General features: G+C 71.8%; 21 protein-coding genes. 10 read left to right on the plus strand and 11 right to left on the minus strand.

Going from position 1 to position 20981, the window contains the following annotated elements:
• Positions 1–116 precede the first annotated feature (116 nt).
• From M1D46_RS04050 to M1D46_RS04065, 4 genes are all read right to left on the minus strand, one after another.
• Entirely contained in the window at positions 117–1046 is a 930-nt protein-coding gene (locus tag M1D46_RS04050) for a 2-hydroxyacid dehydrogenase (RefSeq protein WP_456286698.1), read from the minus strand.
• Between the two features lie 213 nt (positions 1047–1259).
• Positions 1260–1967 carry a phosphoribosylformylglycinamidine synthase subunit PurQ gene (gene purQ, locus M1D46_RS04055; protein ID WP_271173448.1) on the minus strand — a complete coding sequence of 236 codons (708 nt, stop codon included), beginning with the start codon at positions 1965–1967 and terminating at the stop codon, positions 1260–1262.
• Entirely contained in the window at positions 1964–2212 is a 249-nt protein-coding gene (gene purS, locus M1D46_RS04060; protein ID WP_282979291.1) for a phosphoribosylformylglycinamidine synthase subunit PurS, read from the minus strand. The genes purQ and purS overlap by 4 nt, the downstream gene beginning before the upstream one ends.
• A gap of 104 nt (positions 2213–2316) precedes the next feature.
• Positions 2317–4143, minus strand: coding sequence for a gamma-glutamyltransferase family protein (locus M1D46_RS04065; RefSeq protein WP_456286699.1), 1827 nt, complete (start codon positions 4141–4143; stop codon positions 2317–2319).
• Between the two features lie 142 nt (positions 4144–4285).
• Between M1D46_RS04065 and M1D46_RS04070 the strand changes: the two genes are divergently transcribed.
• The 7 genes from M1D46_RS04070 (at position 4286) to M1D46_RS04100 (ending at position 11177) form a co-directional block, all read left to right on the plus strand.
• Positions 4286–5557: an ABC transporter substrate-binding protein gene (locus tag M1D46_RS04070; RefSeq protein ID WP_271173451.1), complete on the plus strand. Its 1272-nt coding sequence runs from the start codon at positions 4286–4288 to the stop codon at positions 5555–5557.
• Between the two features lie 109 nt (positions 5558–5666).
• Positions 5667–6701, plus strand: coding sequence for a carbohydrate ABC transporter permease (locus M1D46_RS04075; RefSeq protein WP_324012892.1), 1035 nt, complete (start codon positions 5667–5669; stop codon positions 6699–6701).
• Positions 6698–7585 carry a carbohydrate ABC transporter permease gene (locus M1D46_RS04080; RefSeq protein ID WP_271173453.1) on the plus strand — a complete coding sequence of 296 codons (888 nt, stop codon included), beginning with the start codon at positions 6698–6700 and terminating at the stop codon, positions 7583–7585. The genes M1D46_RS04075 and M1D46_RS04080 overlap by 4 nt, the downstream gene beginning before the upstream one ends.
• Before the next feature lie 8 nt (positions 7586–7593).
• The gene (locus tag M1D46_RS04085; RefSeq protein ID WP_456286700.1) at positions 7594–9009 is read left to right on the plus strand and encodes a GH1 family beta-glucosidase; all 1416 of its coding nucleotides are present in this window, start codon (positions 7594–7596) and stop codon (positions 9007–9009) included.
• A gap of 120 nt (positions 9010–9129) precedes the next feature.
• Positions 9130–10164, plus strand: a complete 1035-nt coding sequence (locus M1D46_RS04090; RefSeq protein ID WP_456286701.1) for a LacI family DNA-binding transcriptional regulator — start codon at positions 9130–9132, stop codon at positions 10162–10164.
• Between the two features lie 38 nt (positions 10165–10202).
• Positions 10203–10808 carry a GNAT family N-acetyltransferase gene (locus M1D46_RS04095; RefSeq protein ID WP_282979297.1) on the plus strand — a complete coding sequence of 202 codons (606 nt, stop codon included), beginning with the start codon at positions 10203–10205 and terminating at the stop codon, positions 10806–10808.
• Positions 10809–10823: 15 nt separating this feature from the next.
• Positions 10824–11177, plus strand: a complete 354-nt coding sequence (locus tag M1D46_RS04100) for a PLD nuclease N-terminal domain-containing protein (RefSeq protein WP_456287150.1) — start codon at positions 10824–10826, stop codon at positions 11175–11177.
• A 3-nt stretch (positions 11178–11180) separates the two neighbouring features.
• Here the strand turns inward: M1D46_RS04100 and M1D46_RS04105 are convergent, their stop codons facing one another.
• Together M1D46_RS04105 and M1D46_RS04110 are read right to left on the minus strand one after the other, a co-directional pair.
• Entirely contained in the window at positions 11181–11570 is a 390-nt protein-coding gene (locus M1D46_RS04105) for a VOC family protein (protein WP_324012886.1), read from the minus strand.
• A complete protein-coding gene (locus M1D46_RS04110; RefSeq protein WP_324012884.1) occupies positions 11567–11983 on the minus strand; it encodes an MmcQ/YjbR family DNA-binding protein in 417 nt (138 codons plus the stop codon). Before M1D46_RS04110 ends, M1D46_RS04105 begins: the two co-directional genes overlap by 4 nt.
• Positions 11984–12064: 81 nt before the next feature.
• On the opposite strand from M1D46_RS04110, the gene M1D46_RS04115 reads away from it, so the two are divergent.
• Complete coding sequence (locus M1D46_RS04115; protein ID WP_456286702.1) at positions 12065–12490, plus strand: GNAT family N-acetyltransferase; 426 nt, start codon at positions 12065–12067, stop codon at positions 12488–12490.
• Positions 12491–12493: 3 nt separating this feature from the next.
• Here the strand turns inward: M1D46_RS04115 and M1D46_RS04120 are convergent, their stop codons facing one another.
• Genes M1D46_RS04120 through M1D46_RS04130 form a run of 3 tightly spaced genes read right to left on the minus strand, consistent with a single transcriptional unit; the run spans position 12494 to position 15446 of the window.
• Complete coding sequence (locus M1D46_RS04120) at positions 12494–13447, minus strand: squalene cyclase (RefSeq protein ID WP_456286703.1); 954 nt, start codon at positions 13445–13447, stop codon at positions 12494–12496.
• A 54-nt stretch (positions 13448–13501) separates the two neighbouring features.
• The gene (locus M1D46_RS04125; RefSeq protein ID WP_324012881.1) at positions 13502–13975 is read right to left on the minus strand and encodes a hemerythrin domain-containing protein; all 474 of its coding nucleotides are present in this window, start codon (positions 13973–13975) and stop codon (positions 13502–13504) included.
• Between the two features lie 46 nt (positions 13976–14021).
• A complete protein-coding gene (locus tag M1D46_RS04130) occupies positions 14022–15446 on the minus strand; it encodes a uracil-xanthine permease family protein (RefSeq protein ID WP_456286704.1) in 1425 nt (474 codons plus the stop codon).
• A gap of 311 nt (positions 15447–15757) precedes the next feature.
• Between M1D46_RS04130 and M1D46_RS04135 the strand changes: the two genes are divergently transcribed.
• Positions 15758–17650 (plus strand): BCCT family transporter, encoded by a 1893-nt coding sequence (locus M1D46_RS04135; protein ID WP_456286705.1) that lies wholly within the window; start codon positions 15758–15760, stop codon positions 17648–17650.
• Between the two features lie 15 nt (positions 17651–17665).
• On the opposite strand, the gene M1D46_RS04140 is transcribed toward M1D46_RS04135, so the two are convergent.
• Positions 17666–18559, minus strand: a complete 894-nt coding sequence (locus M1D46_RS04140) for a phosphoribosylaminoimidazolesuccinocarboxamide synthase (protein WP_271173463.1) — start codon at positions 18557–18559, stop codon at positions 17666–17668.
• Positions 18560–18610: 51 nt separating this feature from the next.
• The gene (locus M1D46_RS04145) at positions 18611–19549 is read right to left on the minus strand and encodes a hypothetical protein (protein ID WP_456286706.1); all 939 of its coding nucleotides are present in this window, start codon (positions 19547–19549) and stop codon (positions 18611–18613) included.
• A 174-nt stretch (positions 19550–19723) separates the two neighbouring features.
• Here M1D46_RS04145 and M1D46_RS04150 point away from each other — a divergent pair, with 174 nt between their 5' ends.
• Complete coding sequence (locus M1D46_RS04150; RefSeq protein WP_456286707.1) at positions 19724–20980, plus strand: sensor histidine kinase; 1257 nt, start codon at positions 19724–19726, stop codon at positions 20978–20980.
• Position 20981: the final 1 nt, after the last annotated feature.

Here is a 20981-nt window from a genome sequence, read left to right on the forward strand (position 1 = left end):
GAGACGGCGATGACCCGCACGCTAGCGATCCCGGTCAACCTCGCGGTGACGCCCGCTGTCCGAACGGTGAACGACAGCTGTCGAAAGAGGGGCCGCACCGAGGGGTGCGTCCGCGATCAGGTCCGGATGACGACGTTCTCGGGCTCCTCGCCCCGCGCCATCCGCTCGGCCTGCCGCGCGATCAGGCGCGCGATCCGCGGGCGCATCGCGCCGCTGTTGCCGCCGACATGCGGGGAGATGAAGACGCCGTCGAGCGACCAGAGCGGATGGCCCTCCGGCAGGGGCTCGGGGTCGAACACATCGCTCGCCACGCGGATGCGCCCGCGGCGGACGTGCTCGACGAGCGCGTCGGTGTCGACGGTCGGCCCGCGGCCGACGTTCACGAGGAGCGCGTGCTCGGGGAGTCGCCCGAGGACAGCGGCGTCGATGAGGTGGCGCGTCTCCTCTCCACCCGGGAGCGCGTTGACGAGGATCTCGGCCCCGGGAAGCAGCTCGTCGAGCTCGTCGAGTGCGTGGACGTGCAGCCCGTCCTCGTCGCGCGCGCGGGAGGCGACCGGCACGAGGTCGACCTCGAAGGCCGCGAGGCGACGCGCGATCGCCTTGCCGACGCCGCCGAAGCCGAGCAGCACGACCCGCCGATCGGCGAGCCCGGGCATCCGGAAGCTGTGCCACTCGCCGCGCTCCTGGCTGTGCACCATCCGGTCGAGACCGCGCTGAGCGAGGATCATGAGCCCGACCGCGAGCTCGGCGGTCGCGGTCTCGTGGACGCTCGCCGCGTTCGCGTAGACGGTCCCCGGAGGCAGGCGCTCCTCGACGCCGTCGAAGCCGATGGCCTGCGCCTGCACGAGACGGCACTCGAGCTCGGGCAGCCGCGCGAGCATTCGGCCCTGGCGCATGTACGGCGGCACGACGATGTCGATGCGGTCGCGCGGCGGCGCATCCTGCCCGTCCCACAGGACGACCTCGATGTCGAGCGCGGGGTCGAGCAGCGCCGTCACGTCGGCGACGAGCTCGTCGGTGGGAACGGAGAGCGTCAGTGCAGTCACGCTTCGAGGCTACCGGCGCGGGCACGCCGAAGCCCCGGGGAGTGCCGGGCCCGCGGTTCGCGCCAAGCCCGCGCTTCGCGCCAGGCCCGCGGTTCGTGCCAGGCCCGCCATTCCCGAGGAGGATGCCGCTTTCCCAGGACGGATGGACGCGATCCGGTCCTGGGAAAGCGCGATCCTCCTGGTTTCGGGAGAGTGCCTCGGCCGCTGAGCGGGCTATGCGGTCTGCGCGACGACGGCCGCGATGGCCGACTCGAAGAACCGCAGCCCGTCGATGCCCGAGCGCATGGCGGCGGGGGTGCCGGGGCCGAAGCCGGGCTCCACGGCGTGCTCGGGGTGGGGCATGAGGCCCACGACGTTGCCGCGCTCGTTCGTGAGGCCGGCGATGTCGTCGAGCGAGCCGTTGGGGTTCACGCCCAGGTAGCGGAACGCGACCTGGCCCTCGCCCTCGATGCGCTTGAGCGTCTCGTCGTCGGCGATGTAGCCGCCGTCGGCGTTCTTGAGCGGGATGACGATCTCCTCGCCCTGCTCGAACGCGTTCGTCCAGGCGGTCGACGCGTTCTCGACGCGGAGGCGCTGGTCGCGGCGGATGAACTGCTGGTGCGCGTTGCGGATGAGGCCGCCGGGAAGGAGGTGCGCCTCGACGAGCATCTGGAAGCCGTTGCAGATGCCGAGCACCGGCATGCCCTTCGCCGCGGCGTCCGCGACCTCGGCCATGATCGGCGCATGCGCGGCGATGGCGCCCGCGCGCAGGTAGTCGCCGTACGAGAACCCGCCGGGGAGGATGACCGCGTCGACGCCCTCGAGATCGTGCGAGCCGTGCCAGAGCGCGACTGGCTCGGCGCCCGCGATCCGCACCGCGCGCTGGGCGTCGCGGTCGTCGAGGGATCCGGGGAAGGTGATGACCCCGATGCGGGCGGTCACTCGACCACCTCGATGTTCACGACATCCTCGATGACGGCGTTCGAGAGGATCTCGTCGGCGACCGTCTTGGCCTCGGCGAGCACCTCGTCGGTGACCTCGCCCTCGACCGTGAGCTCGATGCGCTTGCCGATGCGGACGTTCTGGAAGGCGCCGTGGCCCAGACGGGCGAGCGACCCGGTGACGGCCTTGCCCTGCGGGTCCAGCAGCTCGGCCTTGGGCATGACGTCGACGACGATGGTGGGCATGAGATGAGCTCCGGATGTCGCGGGCGGGGAATCGGGACCATTCTAGTCGCCGAGACCCGCGCCATCCGCCGCGCTGCCGTGGGCCGCTGGTCGCGGTGCTCGGCTCAGCGCCCCACGGCGTAGCCCTGGGCGCCGCGCGGGTTCGCCGCGGCGCCGAGCAGCCCGGTCCGCGGGTCGCGCGTGACCGCGGAGAGGCGCCCGAGGGCCCATGCGCCGGCGCGCGTCACGGCGTGACCGCGGCGCTCGAGACCCGCGATGACGTCGTCGCCGAGTCGGTCCTCGACGACCGCGCCACCGGGCGTGCCCGTCCGCGGCCAGAACGAGCCGGGGAAGGCCGTCGTGTGGAAGGCCGGCGCGTCGATCGCCTGCTGCGGCGAGCATCCGCCCACGAGCACCCGGAGCAGGAAGAGCAGCTGCCACTGATCTTGCTGATCGCCCCCGGGGGAGCCGAGCGCCATGACCGGCTCGTCTCCCTCGAGCACGAGGGTCGGCGTGAGCGTCGTGCGCGGTCGCGCGCCGGGGCGGAGCGCCGACGGCGACGTCTCATCGAGCCAGGTCATCTGCAGGCGCGTGCCGAGGCAGAAGCCGAGGCCGGGAAGGGCCGGCGACGACTGCAGCCAGCCGCCCGACGGCGTCGCCGAGATGATGTTGCCCCACCGGTCGACGACGTCGACGTGGCACGTGTCGCCGCGGGCGACCCCGCGGGAGTCGGTCTCGAGTCCGCTCTCGGAGGGCCGGGCTCCCGGGACGGTCGGCTCGCCGACGCCCGCTGCCAGCTCGGCCGCGTCGCGGTGCAGCGGGCGGATGGTCGGCGCCGGGCGGCCGGGCAGGCGGCCGGGACGCGGGGCGAGCGCCGCCCGATCGCCGATCAGGGCCCGCCGTTCTGCGGCATATGCGTCGGAGAGCATGTATGCGAGGTCGTCCGAGGAGAGCTGCTCGCCGTACCAGGCCTCGCGGTCGGCGAAGGCGAGCCCCAGCGCCTCGAGGATCGTGTGCGCTCCGAGCTCGTTCGACGGGTCGAGTCGGTCGTCGTCGAACCCCTCGAGGATCTTCAGGGCCTGCAGCAGGACGGGGCCCTGCCCCCATGGCCCGGTCTTCGCGATGGTCCGCCCGCGGAACGTCGCGGTCGTCGGATGCTCCCAGCTCGCCGAGAACGCCTCGACATCCGCGCGAGAGAGCACGCCGGCGTGATCGCGGCCGTCGGAGTGGCGGTGCGGTGTGCGAGCGAGCTCCTCCGCGGCGCGGCCGAGGATCTCGCGCCACCGCGCCCGCGCGGCGTCGATCCGCGCGACGCGGGTCCCCGCGACGGCCGCGGCGTGGGTCGCGACCTCCTCGAGCGCCGCCGCGTACTCGGGGTTCGTCATGATCTCGCCCGGGCGCGGGATGCGGCCGCCGGGCATCCACCGCTCCGCCGAGGTCGGCCAGTGGTCCCGGAAGAGCGCCGACACGCCCTCGATCGTCGTCACCACATTGCGGAGGACGGGATGGCCCTCCCTGGCGTACCCGATCGCGTAGGCGAGAGCATCCGCCGGCTCCCATGTGCCGTGGTCGCGCAGGAGGAGGAGCCACGCGTCGACGGCACCCGGGACCGCCGCCGCGAGCGCGCCCGCGCCCGGGACGAGGTCGAGGCCCTCCGACCGGAAGTGCGCGACCGAGGCGGCCGCGGGCGCCGGGCCCTGGCCGACGAGCACGCGGGGAGTGGCGCCGGCAGGTCGGATGATCGCGGTCAGGTCGCCGCCGGGCCCGTTGAGGTGCGGTTCGACGACGTGGAGCGTGAAGGCCGCGGCGACCGCGGCGTCGAAGGCGTTGCCGCCGCGCTCGAGCACCGACTGGGCGACGCCGGTGGCGGTCCAGTGCGTCGAGGCGGCCATCCCGAACGTGCCGGTCAGGTCCGGTCGCGTCGTGAACGCAGCAGGTGTCGAGAACGCCATGTCCTCCACCCTCGCATCGAAATTTCGACCTCCGCCGTCGAAATATCGACTTGACGGATGTGAGAGCGCTCCCATAGAGTCCGGGAGCATGTCGTGGGAGCGCTCTCACGACAGATCCCACACCCACCACAAAGGAGTGACAGTGAACACTCGTGCCTTCCGCCGCGGAGCCGCCGCGGTCAGCGCCCTCGCCATCGGCGGTCTCGCCCTCGCGGGCTGCTCCGGCTCGTCGCAGGGCGCCGACGCCGCCGATCCCGACGCTCCCGTCGAGATCTCGATCTCGACCTTCAACGACTTCGGCTACACGGACGAGCTCCTCCAGGAGTACATGGACGAGCACCCGAACGTCACGATCGTCCACAACAAGGCGGCGACGTCGAACGACGCCCGCGCCAACTTCTTCCAGAAGCTCGGGAACACGGGCCTCGCCGACATCGAGGCGGTCGAGGTCGACTGGTTCGCCGAGATGATGGAGTACGCCGACCTCCTCGCGCCGGTGCCCGAGGACCTCAAGGGCCGCTGGCTCGACTGGAAGGAGGCCGCGGCGACCGACGCCGACGGCAACCTCGTCGCGTACGGCACCGACATCGGCCCGCAGGCGGTCTGCTACCGGTCCGACCTCTTCGAGGCAGCGGGCCTGCCGACCGATCGGGCCGAGGTCGCGGGCCTCTTCACGACCTGGGACGACTTCTTCGCCGTGGGCCAGGAGTATGTCGACAAGACGGGCAAGCCGTTCATCGACTCCGCGAACTCGGTGCTGCAGGGCCTCATGAACCAGATTGAGGTCACCTACGAGGAGGCCGACGGCACCGTCGTCGCCACCGAGAACCCCGACGTCCAGGAGGCGTACGAGACGGTCGTCGAGAAGGCCGTGCCGATCTCGGCCTACGCGGGCCAGTGGAGCGAGGACTGGTACGCGTCGATGGCCAACGGCGAGTTCGCCGCGATGCTCTGCCCGGGCTGGATGCACGGCATCATCTCGGGTGAGGCGCCCGACATCGAGGGCTGGGACATCGCCGACGTCTTCCCGGGCGGCGGCGGCAACTGGGGCGGTTCGTACCTCGTGATCCCGGCGAACGGCGAGAACGTCGCGGCCGCGCAGGAGCTGGCCGACTGGCTGACGTCGCCCGAGACGCAGGTCAAGGCGTTCGTGAACGCCGGCACGTTCCCGAGCCAGCCCGAGGCGTACGAGGACGCCGAGCTCACCGGCTTCTCGAACCCGTACTTCAACGACGCGCCGACCGGCGAGATCGGCATCGCGCGCGCCGAGGCCGTCGAGGTCTCGCCCGTGAAGGGACCGAAGTACTTCCAGTTCCACGACGCGCTGCAGAACGCGGTCACCCGCGTGTTCGACGGCATCGAGGACGCCGACACGAGCTGGGACACGTGGGTCGAGGAGGTCTCGGCGTTCTGACGCCCCTCCGTCTCCCCGACGCGGGCGGCCGGCCCCGGCCATCCGCCCGCGTCGGGGGCAGGCGACCGCCAGCCCCGACCATCCGCCCGCTCCTTCCGAGGGAACCTCCGTGACCGTCACCGCCACTCGCCCGACGCGCGCCGACGCGCCGCCGCCGGATCGGCCCATCCGCGTGCTGTCCTTCTCCCAGCGCCTCAGCCGCTGGGACCTCAAGCTCTCGCCGTACCTCTACATCTCGCCGTTCTTCGTGCTCTTCGCGATCGTCGGCCTCTTCCCGATCATCTACACGGGCGTCATCTCGTTCATGGACTGGGACCAGGTGCGCCGATCGGGCGAGTTCATCGGCTTCGACCAGTACGCGTGGATCCTCACGCAGCCGAAGTTCTGGACGGCGCTCGGCAACACCTTCAGCATCTTCCTGCTCTCGAGCGTGCCGCAGCTCATCCTCGCGATGTTCATCGCGGCGATGCTCGACCGCCACATCCGCGCGCGGACGTTCTGGCGGATGAGCGCCCTCCTGCCCTATGTCGTCGCACCCGTCGCGGTGGGCCTCATCTTCAACGCGCTCTTCGCGGACAAGTCCGGAGCGATCAACGGCTTCCTGTCGCTCGTGGGGATCGGTGCGATCCCGTGGCACGTCGAGCCGTTCTGGAGCCACGTCGCGATCGCCACGATGGTGAACTACCGCTGGACGGGGTACAACGCGCTCATCCTGCTCGCGGCGATGCAGGCCATCCCGCGCGACTACTACGAGGCGGCGACGGTCGACGGGGCGAACGCGTTCCGGCAGTTCTGGAGCATCACGCTCCCGTCGCTCAAGCCGACGCTCATCTTCGTGATCATCACCTCGACGATCGGCGGCCTGCAGATCTTCGACGAGCCGCGGATGTTCGACCAGTTCGGGCGCGGAGGCTCGGCCCAGCAGTGGCTCACGATCACGCTGTACCTGTACGACATCGGGTGGGGCGAGTGGAACTTCGGGCGCGCAGCCGCGATGGCCTGGATCCTCTTCCTCATCATCCTGGCCATCGGCCTCATCAACCTGCTCATCACCCGGTCGCTCGTGCGCGACGAGGGGACGCGCGGGCGGCAGCTGTCGCGACGCGAGCGTCGAGCCCTGAAGCGAGCGGAGGCCCGCCGATGACCGCCACGTCCGCACTCGTCCTCAAGGAGGCACCGCGCCGGTCCCGCACGGTGCGCATCCGCGGCGCCCGGCCGGGCTTCTGGGTCTACGCCGGACTCGCCGTGGTCCTCGTCGCGAGCCTCTTCCCGCTGTACTTCTCGTTCCTCATCGGATCGGGCGACTCCACGACGCTCCGCGACCCCGCGCGGTCGTGGATTCCCGGGGGCAACTTCATCGCCAACGCGCTGAGCGTGATGAACGATCCCGCCGTGAACTTCTGGCTCGCGCTGTGGAACTCGCTCTGGAGCTCGACGGTCATCGCCGTGAGCGTCGTCGTGTTCTCGACGCTCGCCGGATGGGCATTCGCGAAGCTGCGCTTCCGCGGCGGCAAGGTGCTCCTGTCGTTCGTCGTCGCGACGATGGCGGTGCCGCAGCAGCTGGGCGTCGTGCCGCTCTACATCCTCTTCAGCGAGATCGGATGGACGGGGCAGATCGGCGCGATCGTCGTGCCCGCTCTGACGAGCGCGTTCGGCGTGTTCTGGATGACGCAGTACCTCCAGCAGGCGGTGCCCGACGAGCTCATCGAGGCCGCTCGGATGGACGGCGCGTCGATGATCCGCACCTTCTGGACGGTCGGGGTCACGGCCGCGCGGCCCGCCGCCGCGATGCTGTTCCTCTTCACGTTCGTCACGGCGTGGAACAACTTCTTCTGGCCGTTCATCGTGCTCGACCGGCAGAACCCGACGCTGCCCGTGGCGCTCTCCCTGCTGCAGTCGAACTACTTCGTCGACTACTCGATCGTGCTCGCGGGGGTCGTGCTGGCGACGCTTCCGCTGCTGCTGCTGTTCGCGGTGGCCGGCAAGCAGCTCGTCAGCGGCATCATGGCCGGCGCGGTGAAGGGATGATGTCCTTCATGACCCGAACCTTTCCGGACCACTTCCTCTTCGGCGCGGCCACGGCGGCCTATCAGATCGAGGGCGCGGCGTTCGAGGACGGACGCACCGCATCGATCTGGGACGCGTTCGCACGCGTGCCGGGAGCCGTGATCGACGCCGACAACGGCGACGTCGCGTGCGACCACTACCACCGCTACCGCGATGACGTCGCGCTCATGAAGGACCTGGGCCTGCAGGCCTACCGGTTCTCGACGTCGTGGTCGCGCGTGCGCCCCGACGGCGGGGCGCCCAACGCCCGCGGCATCGACTTCTACAGCCGCCTCGTCGACGAGCTGCTCGAAGCCGGCATCCTGCCGTGGCTCACGCTCTATCACTGGGACATGCCGCAGGCGCTCGAGGAGAAGGGCGGATGGACGGCTCGCGACACCGTCGACCGCTTCGTCGAGTACGCGATCACGATGCACGAGGCGCTCGGCGACCGGGTCACGCACTGGACGACCTTCAACGAGCCGTGGTGCTCGTCGTTCCTGTCGTACACGGCCGGCGCTCACGCCCCCGGCCGGCAGAGCGTCCGCGACGGCCTGCTCGCGTCGCACCACCTCCTGCTCTCGCACGGGCGCGCCGTGCAGGAGCTGCGGGATCGCGGTGCGCAGGAGCTCGGCATCACGCTCAACCTCACGAACGCCGAGCCGGTGGACCCCTCGGATCCGGCCGACCTCGACGCCGCACGGCGCATCGACGGCCAGTTCAACCGATGGTTCCTCGAGCCCGTCTTCCACGCGACCTATCCCGGCGACATCGTCGAGGACATCCGCGCGGTCGACGCGGCCGCGGTCGACGAGTTCCAGGCGGCCGTGCGCGACGGCGACCTGGCGACGATCTCGACGCCCCTCGAGTTCCTCGGCGTGAACTACTACCACGGGGAGTACGTGTCGGGGCGGCCGTCGTCGACGCCCGTTCCGGGCGGCGACGCGCCCACCGATCGGCACATCGAGCCCGCCTTCCCGTCGCACGAGGGGATCCACTGGCACGAGCGCGGGTACGAGCGGACGAACATGGGCTGGGAGATCGACCCGGCCGGGCTCACGCGGCTCCTGCAGCGCGTCTCGGACGAGTACGCGAGCGCGGCCGGCGTGCCCCTCTACGTCACCGAGAACGGCGCGGCGGGCGACGACGCCATCGCGGATGGCCGCATCGACGACGCGCAGCGCGTCGCGTTCGTGCGCGACCACGTCGAGGCGGTGGGCGCGGCGCTCGACGAGGGCGTGGATGTGTGCGGCTACTTCTACTGGTCGCTCATGGACAACTACGAGTGGGCGTGGGGCTACGCGAAGCGCTTCGGCATCGTGCACGTCGACTACGAGACGCAGCAGCGCACGGTGAAGGCATCCGGCCGCGCCTACGCGCGCATCATCGCCGATCGCGCCGTCTGACCCGCGCAGGGAGGCGCCGTGCTGCGGAGCGCGGCGCCTCCCGCGGGGTGCCCGGATGGCGGGGGTGCGCGGCGGGGCCCGGTCGCGAGAAGATGTCCTGAAGACAGAAGGAGCCTCCCGATGAGCGCGGATGCCGACGCGGGGCGCGTCCCGGCGACGCTGGAGCAGGTCGCCGCGCGCGCGGGGGTGTCGCGCTCGACCGTCTCGCGCGTCGTCAACGGCGGGGAGCGGGTGAGCCCCGAGGCACTGGAGGCCGTGCGCCGCGCGATCGCCGAGCTCAACTACGTGCCGAATCGCGCGGCGCGCTCGCTCGCGAGCCGGCTGACGCATGTCATCGCGCTCGTCGTGCCCGAGGACACGACCCGCTTCTTCGGCGACCCGTTCTTCGCGGCGATCGTCACCGGGATCAGCAACCGCCTGTCGCGGTCGGATCACATGCTGAACCTCATCATCGCCTCGGACGATCCGGGCGACAAGGCGACGACGTTCCTCGCGGGCGGCAACGTCGACGGCGCGCTCGTCGTCTCGCACCACACGAGCGACACGTACATCGACCGGATCTCGGCCTCGGTTCCCGTCGTGTTCGGCGGGCGCCCCGCGCGCGAGCGCGTCGACGACTACTTCGTCGACGTCGACAACGTCGCGGGCGGCCGCGTGGCCACCGAGTACCTGCTGAGCCGAGGGCACCGCCGCATCGGCACGATCAGCGGCCCACCCGACATGCCGGCCGGCGTGGACCGGCTCACGGGCTTCCGCGACGCGCTCGCGGAGGCCGGGATCGAGGCGGGGCCGGTCGTCGACGGCGACTTCACCTCGGTCGGCGGCGCGGCCGCGATGCGCCGCATCATCGAGAGCGTCGACCGGGGCGAGGCCGAGTGGCCCGACGCCCTCTTCGTCGCGAGCGACCTCATGGCGCGCGGCGCGCTCGAGGTGCTCGCCACGGCGGGCAGGCGCGTCCCCGACGACATCGCGATCATCGGGTTCGACGACTCGCCCGTCGCGACGAGCGTCGCCCCCGCGCTCACGACCATCCGCCAGCCGTCGCTCGAGCAGGGCGAGGCGATGGCCGACATCCTCCTGGCGCGGCTCGCCGGGCAGTCGCCGCCGCGCGTGACCATCCTGCCCGCCGACCTCGTCGTGCGCGACAGCGCGTAGGGCTGTCGGATGTCGGCGGTGCGCGGGATGCTGTCGACATGGACATCGAGGTGCGCCCCGCGACCGTCTTCGACGACGTCAAGGTGCTGCTGGGCCCGAAGCGCCCCGATGCGAGCGTGTGCTGGTGCCTGAGCCACCGCCTGCCCTCGAAGGTCAACAGCGCGCTGCACGGCCCCGAGCGCGGTGCCTTCGTGGCCGAGATGTGCGCATCCGACCTGCCGCCAGGCGTCGTCGCGTATGACGACGGCGAACCGGTCGGATGGGCGGGGGTCGCTCCCCGTGCGCACACGCAGTTCGCGCGGAGCACGAGGATCCCGCACGTCGAGGGCCCCGAGCCGTGGTCCATCTGGTGCCTGAGGGTGCGCCCTGGGCACCGCGGCCGCGGCATCCTGCCGCCGCTGCTCGACGGCGCCGTGGCGTTCGCGATCGAACGCGGCGCCGCGGCGATCGAGGGGTATCCCGTCGACAACGGCGACCGGAAGGTCGATCTGACGATGGCCTTCGTCGGCTTCCGGTCGCTGTTCGAACGGGCCGGCTTCCGCAAGGTCGCCGACACCGACTCCGTGTCCGGCGGCATCCCGCGCGTGCTCATGCGGCTCGAGGTCGCCGGCTCGCCCTCGACGGAGGCGGAGGGTGCTCGCTAGCGTGAGAGCGTGCCCATGCTCTTCTCGCTCCTCGTCCTGGCCTTCTCGGTCGTCACGCTGATCGACATCATCACGCGCGAGGAGGGGCAGGTGAAGCACCTCCCGAAGTTCGGATGGGTGATCATCGCGATCCTCATCCCCCTGCTCGGCGGCGCCCTGTGGTGGGCGATCGGCCGCGAGTACCCCGAGCGCGTCGCGCGCCCCGCGCTCTTCACGCGACCCGCGGCCGAGCAGCCTCAGGCCGCGCCCGTGCGCCCCGTGGACACGCGCACGACGGAGCAGCAGCTCGCCGACCTCGAGCGCGAGGCCGAGGAGGAGCGGCTGCGCGCCGAGATCCTCCGCCGCAAGCGCGAGCGCGGCGAGGCCTGAGCCTCACGCGGTCGCGACGATCTCGGCCTTGAAGCCGCCCGGCCCCTCGATCCAGCCGGCGTAGTGGTCGGGGCCGCCCGCGTGCGGGTACCGCTCCGAGTACAGGGGCGTCCACCGGTGCGCGGGCGCGGCCGCGATCACGGCGTCGACCTCCTCCTTCGTGCCGCCCTCGAAGGCGAGATGGTTGAGCCCGGGGCGACGTCGGTCGTGGAGGTGCCCCACGAGGTTGGGCGACTCGGTGAAGGTGAGGTAGGCGCCGTCGGACACGAAGGTGAAGCCGCCGTCCCACGCGGCGTCCAGCAGCCATCCGAGCCGCTCGAGCAGCCAGGTCCACTCCTCGCGCGCGTCGGCGGCGTCCGCGACCCAGATCTCGACGTGGTGCAGCCCGCTCATCGCTCCATCATGCCGTTCTCCTCGAGCCAGTCCCGCGCGATCCGCTTCGGCGCGCGGAGCAGCCACGACTCGACGACGAGCTCGCGCAGCAGGTCGACCGGCGTCTCCGGAAGGCGCAGGAGCACCGCGGGATAGCCGTCGAAGTGCGGGATCGTGAAGGCGGCCCGCGGGTTCGCGGCGAGCACCTCGCGCTTGCCCTCCTCGCCGTCGACGCGGACCCCGAGCACCGCGTCACCCGGCTCGTCGCCCTGCGCGCGCATCCACTCGAGGTCGCGCCCCCGCACCGGTCGCGACCACGCGAACATCGTGCCGCCGATGATCCGCCAGCTCGGGCCCATGTGCCATCCGCCCTCGCGCTCCTCCGTGCGGGGGAGGGCGAGGGCGATCGTCCGCACATCGTCGAACGTGGACATGACACCAGTGTGGCCCCGATCGGGCCACCGGTGTGCGATCGGACCGGGAACCCGCTGCGGACGCCTTGCCAGACTGGGACGATGGACGACGCGCTGTACGAGTTCTCCGCCGACGCCACCCGGATCGATGCGGCGTGGGTGCACGAGATGCTGAGCACCCACGCGTACTGGGCCGTCGGCCGCACGCGCGCACAGCAGGACGCGGCGAACGCGGGCTCACGCTGCTTCGGGGTCTACCGCCGGGCCGGAGGCCGCCAGGTGGCGTTCGCGCGCCTCGTCACGGACGGGGTGACCTTCGGGTGGCTCGCCGACGTGATCGTCGACCCGGCCGTGCGCGGCGAGGGCATCGGGAAGGGCCTCGTCGAGGGCATCGCCGATGCGGCCGACGCCCTGGGCCTCAGACGGACGCTGCTCTTCACGAAGGACGCGCACGCGCTCTACGCCCGCAGCGGCTGGGAGCCCGTCGCACCGCCCGAGAGCTGGATGGTGCGCTGGCGGCACGAGTGAGCGTCACGCCGTGTCGTCCCACCAGGAGAGCACGCGCAGGGCGAGGAACGTCACCCAGGGGGAGGGCAGCCCGGGTTCGACGTCGACGTGGAACCACACGCGACCCGGCTCGCGGAATGCCTGCAGCCAGGTGCCGTCCGGCTGGCGCGCGGCGCGGACCAGCTCCACCGCCTCGGAGAGCCGGGGGTCGGGCGACGCACCGGTCGCGAGGGAGGCCTCGCGGAAGTAGTCGAGCGCATTGAGCACGCTGTAGCGCCAGCGCTGCGGGTATGCGAAGGCCGTCGTCCATTCCGCGACGGGCTCGCCCGTGGAGAGACGGCGATACAGACGGCGCTCCAGGAGGTACTCCTCCCCGCCGCGCCGCGCCGCGCGTGACGCGTCGGTCCCTTCGGTCGTCCTCTCGTATGCCAGGAGGCCCTTGAGGCTGTTGAGCGTCGAGTGGAACGAGGAGCGCGTCGACCCCTCCACCCACTCGCAGTTCCATCCGCCGTCCGACAGCCGATGGTCGACGAACCACGCGGCGTTCGCGGCGACGTCGACGCCGAGCCAGGCGCCGTTCGCGAGCGTCCAGGCGTTGATGCAGCAGTCGACCTCGCCGCCCCAGTACGGCAGGTCGTCGTACTCCCAGCGACTGTGCGCGGCGAGCCTCTCCGCTGTCCCCTCGAGGGTGCGGGCGTCGACGCCCCACTCGCGCAGCGCGTTCAGGGTCCAGGTCGTCGCGGTCCAGGGCTGCCCGTCCTCCGAGCCGTCGAACCCGCGCGGGAAGAAGGCGCCGCCCGCCCACTGGCCATCCTCATCCTGGAGGGCGAGGAGCCTCGCTGCGAAGCCCTCCCGCGCGACGCGAGCGCGCGTCGCCCGCCACACGTCCTCCGGCGCGCCCGCGAGGTCGCGCTCCACCTGCCAGCGGAGGGCGGGATCCGTGTCGAGCAGCCACGCGAGGACGTCGGGGGAGACCATACGGCGGAGGGTACTCGCGACCTCCCGTGAGCTCGACCCCCGACGCACTCGGCCTCAGAACGGCCCGAGCGCCTCCTCGGTCGTCGCGTCGAGGTCGAGCGCGTCGAGCACGACGAGCAGCTGTCGTTCCTCGAAGCGAAAGTGCGACTCCATGATCGCGGAGACGCCCTCGAGGTGACGGAGCAGCTCGTCCGGCGAGCTGCCGCCGTCGACGGCCTGCTGCAGCCCGCCGAGGAGGTGCGCGATCATCGAGTGGTCCTGCTCGAGCTTGCGGATGGTGTCGCGCAGTTCGGGGTGCGCGCTCACGACCGCGGGGAACAGCGTCCGGTCCTCGGCGACATGGTGCGCCGTGAGCGCCGCGCAGAATCCGTGGCAGAACAGCAGCAGCTCCCGCGAAGCCGCCTCGGCCATCCGCTCGTCGGACGCGAGGGCCTCGCGCGTGACCTGAAGCGCCTTGCGCAGGCGCGCGTGCACGTCGCGCAGCTCACGCGCCCACGCGGCGAACCGCCTCTCGTCGCCCTGACTCATCTGCCTGTGAGACTAGCGCCCGTCGCCGAGCCCGGTGCCGGGAGCACTAGTCTCGACCACCGCCGCTAGTCTCACCGAGCGGGTGACCACCGCCGCTAGTCTCACCGGGGGCGTCGCCGTCGAGGGGGTCGCCGCCGAGCGGGCCGACGGCGGGGATCGGGCCGCCGTCGTCGGCGCCCGTGCGCCGCGCGCGGGCGATGAGGTTGCCCAGGTGGTAGATCGCGAGCGCGGCGACCGTGCCGAGCACGATGCCGCCGAACGAGAACGCCCCCGCATCCAGGCTGAAGCCCGCGATCGCGATGACGAGCGCGACGGCCGCCGTGTACTGGTTGACGGGGCGCGAGAAGTCCACGCGGTTGTCGACCCAGATCTTGATGCCGATGATGCCGATGAGCCCGTACAGCGCGGTCGTGGCGCCGCCCAGCACTCCGGCGGGGATCGAGTTGAAGACCTCGCCGATCTTCGGCGAGAAGGCGAGCAGGATCGCGAAGCCGCCGGCGATCCAGTACACGGCCGTCGAGTACACGCGCGTCGCGGCCATGACGCCGATGTTCTCCCCGTACGTCGTCGTGCCCGAGCCGCCGAAGCCGCCCGCGAGCATGGTCGCGGCGCCGTCGGCGATGAGCGCGCGCCCGGTGTGCCGGTTGACGGACGCGTCCGTCATCGTCGCGACGCCGCGCACGTGCCCGACGTTCTCGGCGACGAGCACGAGCACGACGGGCAGGAACATGGCGATCGTCGTCCAGGTGCCGGGCGAGACGAAATCGGGCAGGTGGAACTCAGGGAGCCCGATCCACGGCGCATCCGCGATGAGCTCGGCCGGAGTCCGGTCCCCGCGCAGCGGATTCGGGATGTCGAACGAGCCCGTGAACGCCGCGTAGACGTATCCGACGACGACACCGAGGAAGATCGAGATGCGACCGAGGAAGCCGCGGAACAGCACCGAGAAGAGGATGACCGCGACAAGCGTGATCGTCGCGGTCGCGCCGTCGGCCTGGAAGTTGGTCCACGCGGTCGGCGCGAGGTTGAACCCGATGAGCGCGACGATCGCCCCGGCGACGACGGGCGGCATGAGCGCGTCGACCCACCCGAGTCCGGCCACCTGGACGACGACGCCGACGAGCGCGAGCAGCAGGCCGACCGCGACGACGCCCGCGAGCGCCGAGCCGGTGCCGCCGGCCGCGACGGCGGCCGTGATGGGGGCGATGAACGCGAAGGACGAGCCGAGGTAGCTCGGCAGCTGGTTCTTCGTGACGACGAGGAACAGCAGCGTCCCGAGACCGCTGAAGAGCAGCGTGGTCGACACGGGGAAGCCGGTGAGCGAGGGCACGAGGAACGTCGCGCCGAACATCGCGACGACGTGCTGCACGCCCATCGCGAGCGTGGCGGGCCACGACAGCCGCTCGGTCGGCGCGACGACGGCGCCAGGGGCGACGGTGCGTCCGTCGCCGTGCACGGTCCACAGGGGCATGGTTCTCCTTCGGGAGGCGGGAGCGCGCGCCGATGCGGATGGCCGGCGCGGGAGGAGCGGATGGCCGGATGCGGCCTCTGAAACGCTAGCGCCTCGCGCGCGCGGGCGGTGCGGGCGCCGCGCGTGCCCCTGTGCGATCGGGCCGTCGTCGCTATCGTGAAGCGCAGCATACGGACGGACGCATACGGAACGCAGGGAGCCCCGCGGGGCGACGACGGCTTGGGGGAGACATGACCCAGAATACCGGTGCGGCAGGTGCCGCGCGCAGGAGCGAGGCCGGTAGGGAGAGCAGGAAGAGGGTCCTCCGGGAGGTGACCCACCCCGCCCTCATCCCCGGCATCGGGGTGGAGGACACCGGGAGATCGTTCACCACGAACTGGGCGGTGTTCGGCATCGCGGGCGTGCTCGTGTTCGCGGTGGTGCTGTGGGGCTTCCTCGCGCCCGAGAGCATCAGCGAGGTCGGTGCGGCATCGCTGAGCTGGGTGACGACGAACTTCGGATGGCTGTTCTCGCTGCTCGCGGTCGTCACGATCGTCTTCATGCTCGTCGTCGGCTACGGGCGGACGGGCGGCGTGCGCCTCGGGTCGGATGAGGAGGAGCCGGAGTTCTCGACGGTCTCCTGGATCGCGATGCTCTTCTCCGCCGGGATGGGCATCGGCCTGCTCTTCTGGGGCCCCGCGGAGCCCCTCGGCTACTTCACCGACGTGCCGTACGGCTTCGACTCGGAGCCCGGCAGCCGCGATGCCATGCATGACGCGCTCGCGCAGTCGCTCCTCCACTGGGGGCCGATGGCGTGGGCCTTCTACGCGCTCGTCGGCGGCGCCATCGCGTACGCCGCGTACCGGCGCGGGCGCCCGCCGCTCATCTCCGCGATCTTCCATCCGATCTTCGGCCAGCGCACCGAAGGATGGGCCGGCGCGATCATCGACGTCTTCGCGATCATCGTCACGCTCTTCGGCACGGGCGTCACGCTCGGGATGGGCGCGCTGCAGATCGCGAGCGGCGTCGAGTACGTCACGGGCGCCGGGCCCTTCGGCAATGCGGGCCTCATCATCATCGTGACGGTGCTGACGGCGGCGTTCGTCGCGTCGGCGGTGTCCGGCATCAAACGCGGGATCCGGGCGCTGTCGAACATCAACATGGTGCTCGCGTTCGTCATCGCGGTGATCATCTTCGTCGTCGGACCCACGCTCTTCCTGCTGAACATCATCCCCGCGAGCCTGTCGGCGTTCCTCGAGGACCTCTGGACGATGCTCATGCGCAGCGCCGCCCAGGGTGAGGCCGCCGGAGAGTTCGTCTCGACGTGGACGAACTACTACTGGGCCTGGTGGATCTCGTGGACGCCCTTCGTGGGCATGTTCATCGCGAAGATCTCGCGCGGCCGCACCCTGCGGGAGTTCGTCACGGTCGTCATCGTCGTGCCGTCGGCCGTGTGCGCCATCTGGTTCGGCATCCTCGGCGGCACGACGATGTGGCTCGAGGAGGCCGGACGCGGGATCAGCGAGGCCGGCGCGCCCGAGGCCATCCTCTTCGCGGTGCTCGACGAGATGCCGTTCGGGGTCGTCCTGTCGGTGGTCGCGATGGTGTCCATCGTGCTCTTCTTCGTCACGTCGGCCGATTCGGCCGCGATCGTCATGGGCTCGATGAGCCAGCGCGGAAAGCCCGAGCCGTCGACGTGGGTCACGCTCACCTGGGGGCTCCTCCTCGGCGCGGCGGCGCTCGCGCTGCTCCTCGCGGGCGGCGAGACCGCGCTGTCGGGCCTGCAGTCGATCATGGTCGTCTCGGCTCTGCCGTTCGCCTTCATCGTCATCGGCGTGCTGATCGCGTGGGCGAAGGAGCTGCACACCGACCCGTACATGCTCCGTCGGCGCTTCGCGAAGGCCGCGATCGCGCAGGGCGTGCGTCTCGGCATCGCCGAGCACGGTGACGACTTCGTCTTCGGCGCGACCGAGGTGGCGGCCGACGAGGGCGCGGGAGCCGGCATCGACACGGAGGACCCTGCGCTCACCGAGTGGTACGAGACGGCCACCGAGCAGCATCCGATCGTGACCGCCGAGGATGTGCGGCGCACGCTCGACCCCGGGCACATCCAGCCGCGCGGACCGGAGAATCCCCGGCACACCGCGTCGGGCGATGCGTCGCTCACGGTGGGAGAGGCACGGCGCGCGCAGCGTCGACCCCGCCCGGAGGACGAGGAGGCGTGAGGCCGGCGGTCGCCGTCAGGCGGTCATGCGCTCCAGAAGCTCGCGGTAGCGCGCGACCGTCCGCTCGACGATCTCGGCGGGGAGCGACGGCGGCTCGCCCTGCTTGTCCCAGTTCGCGGCGAGCCAGTCGCGCACGATCTGCTTGTCGAAGCTCGCCATGCGCTCGGCGGGCGTCGTCCCGGTCTTCCACGACGCGGCGTCCCAGTAGCGCGACGAGTCGCTCGTGAGCACCTCGTCGGCGAGCCGCAGAACGCCGTCGTCGTCGAGGCCGAACTCGAACTTCGTGTCGGCGAGGATGAGGCCCTTCGCCTCGGCGGCTGCGGCCGCTCGGCGGTAGATCTCGAGTGAGCGGTCGCGCAGCGCGGCCGCGCGCTCCTCGCCGACGAGGTCGACGGTCTGCGCGTAGGAGATGTTCTCGTCGTGCTCGCCCATCGGCGCCTTGTACGCCGGGGTGTAGATCGGCTCGGGCAGGCGGTCGCCGTTCTGGAGTCCCTCGGGAAGGGGGATGCCGCACACCGTGCCGCTCTCGACGTACTCGGCCCAGCCCGATCCGGTGAGGTAGCCGCGCACGACGCACTCGACCGGGAGCATGTCGAGCGAGCGGACGATCATCGCGCGTCCGGCGACCTCGGCGGGGATCTCCTCGGATGCGAGGTGGTTGGGGACGCGCTCGCCGCCATCCGCTCCCGCGAGCTGGTCGAACCACCACAGGCTGAGCGTCGTGAGGAGCTCGCCCTTGCCGGGGATGCCCGGAGAGAGCACGACGTCGAACGCGCTGACGCGGTCGCTTGCGACCACGAGCATCCGCTCGGCGCTCTCGCCGTCCGGTGTGTCGGCCGGCACGTACAGGTCGCGGACCTTGCCGGAGTAGACGTGCTTCCAGCCGGGGATCTCGAGGGCGTCGCTCACGGGACCATTATCGCGGGTGCGGAGGAGGCCTCCGCACCCGCGTGATCGGCGTCACTGCACGGCGACGAACGCCGTGTCGGCGAAGAGCCCGGGAGTGACCGCGATGAGGCCCGACGCGGCGGTCGCGGACGGCACAGCGAGCACGACATTGCCGGTCACCTGCGCGCCGCTGTAGAGGGTCGCGAGGGTGTCGAGCGCATCGGGCGCGACGGCGATCGTGTCGTAGCCGGCGATGCTCACGCCGTCGGGCGTGACGTACTCGATCTGCACCTCCGCTGCCATGCCCTCGTCCTGGCCGGTGTAGGTCGCGGTGACGCCGACGAGGATGTACTCCTCGCCCTCTGCAGGCGGCTGGTTGATCATGTTCTCCGCGAGCACGGCGTCCGTCGCGCCGAGCGTCACGCTGTTCACGGTGACCGTCCACTCGTCTCCCGAGACGGCGGAGCCGAGCGGGGCGGGATTCTCCCGGGTCCCCTCGGCCGGAGCGGGCTCGGCGACCGGCTCATCGGCGGCGGGCTCCTCGGCGGGCTCCTCCTCGACCGCGGCCTCCTCGGCCGGTGAGGCGACGCTCGTGGAGGTGCTCTCCTCGACGGCGGAGCCCACGGCGGCCGCGAGGGACCCCACGAAGACGACGACGCCGATGACGGTGCCCACGACCGACACGATGAGCGCCGCGACGCCCGCCGCCTTCCTGCCCTTCTGGAAGAGCGACACGATCGCGAGGATGAAGGCGATCGGCAGGAGGATCCAGCCGACGACCAGCGCGCCGGGGATCCCCGCGAAGACCGCGCCCACAACCGCCAGGGCGAGCGCGACGAGAGCGACCGTGTTGCGCGGCGGACGCGGCTCGCCCGTGCTCGACGGCACGGACAGCGGATCGGGGGCCGCGGCGCCCGGCGCGGGCGGTGCGCCGAACGGCGCGGGAGGCGGGGTCGACGGCTGCGGCGCGGGGAGCTGCGGGCTGGACGGGTCGACAGGGGAGTGCGACATGACTGCTCATCTCTGCGATGCGGGTGCCGGTCACCCGGCGGGACCCTCCCACTGTCGAGGCGCGCACGGGCCGCGGACATCGGCCATCCGGCCGCCCGTGGCCAGCCGATCGGCTGGACATCCTCGGCCGCGCGGACGTCGCCCGGCGTCGGCGCCCACCCCTACGCTCGGATCATGCCCGAGACCGCCCCCGCAGCCGACGCATCGACGTCCCGCGCCTGGGAGCGGATGCGGCGGATCTTCACGGGCACCGGGCTCGTCGTGATCGGCTTCGTCGTCGAGACGGTCGGGGTCGCCAACGTGCCGATCGCGACGGCGGATGGCCGCCTCACGCAGGCCGGGACGGTGCTGTGGCTCGTCACGACCGCGCTGTGGGCGACCGTGTTCGCGCGTCGCACGCATCCCGTCCTCCCGCTCATCGCGGGAGCGGTTCTCGCGCTGATCGGCGTCGACTACCTCCTGCTGCTCGTCGCGACGCATCACCTGCTGCTGCGTCTCGACGGCGCCCGTGCCCTCCGTCTCGCGATCGGCGCATCCTGCGCCGTGGCTCTGTTCGTCGCGCGCGAGGTGCTCTCGACCTGGGGCGACGACGGCGTGCTCGCCCGCGGGCTCGCCGGCGACTCGGGCCGCGCGGATCCCTCGGCGCTCGCCGCGTTCGTCATCGTCATCGCGGTCGGCGCGCTCCTCGTGACGTTCGGCGCCACGGTCATCCTGCGCTCGCGTCGGGAGAGCGACGTGCAGCGGGCGCGGGCGGACATCGCGCACGACCGGGCGGAGGCCCTCGGCGAGGAGGTCGTCCGGCAGGCCGAGCGCGAGCGGCTCGCGCGGGACATCCACGACGCCCTCGCGCACCGGCTGTCGGTCATCTCGCTGCAGTCGGGTGCCCTCGAGGAGGCATCGCGGTCGCAGGACCCGACGGTCGCGCGGGCCGCTCTCACGCTCCGCCAGCAGGCGCACCAGTCCCTCGAGGACCTGCGCGGGCTGCTGGGCGAGCTGCGGAGCGCGCCGCGCACCGAGCATCCGGAGGCGCCGCCCACGCTCGCGTCGATGCGCCAGCTGGGCCACCTCATCCGGAGCGTCCGCGAGTCCGGAGCGACGGTCGACGCGCTCGTGCTCATCGAGGATGCGGAGGCGGCGGGCGCCGCGCTCGATCGCACGGTCTACCGCGTGGTCCAGGAGTCGCTCACGAACGCGCTCAAGCACGCGCCCGGGGCGCCCGTGAGCGTCTACGTCGAGGCCTCGCCGTCGACGGGCGCGCGGATCCGCGTGAGCAACCCGCTTCCGATCCCGCCGTCCAGCACCACGCCGGGGGCGAGCCGCGGCATCGCGGGCATCCGCGAGCGCGTCGCGATCCTGCAGGGGACGGCGTGGATCGGCGAGGCCGACGGCCACTTCATCGTCGACGTGACGCTCCCGTGGCCCGAGGGGTGAG

This window comes from Microbacterium sp. JZ70, from assembly GCF_053903225.1.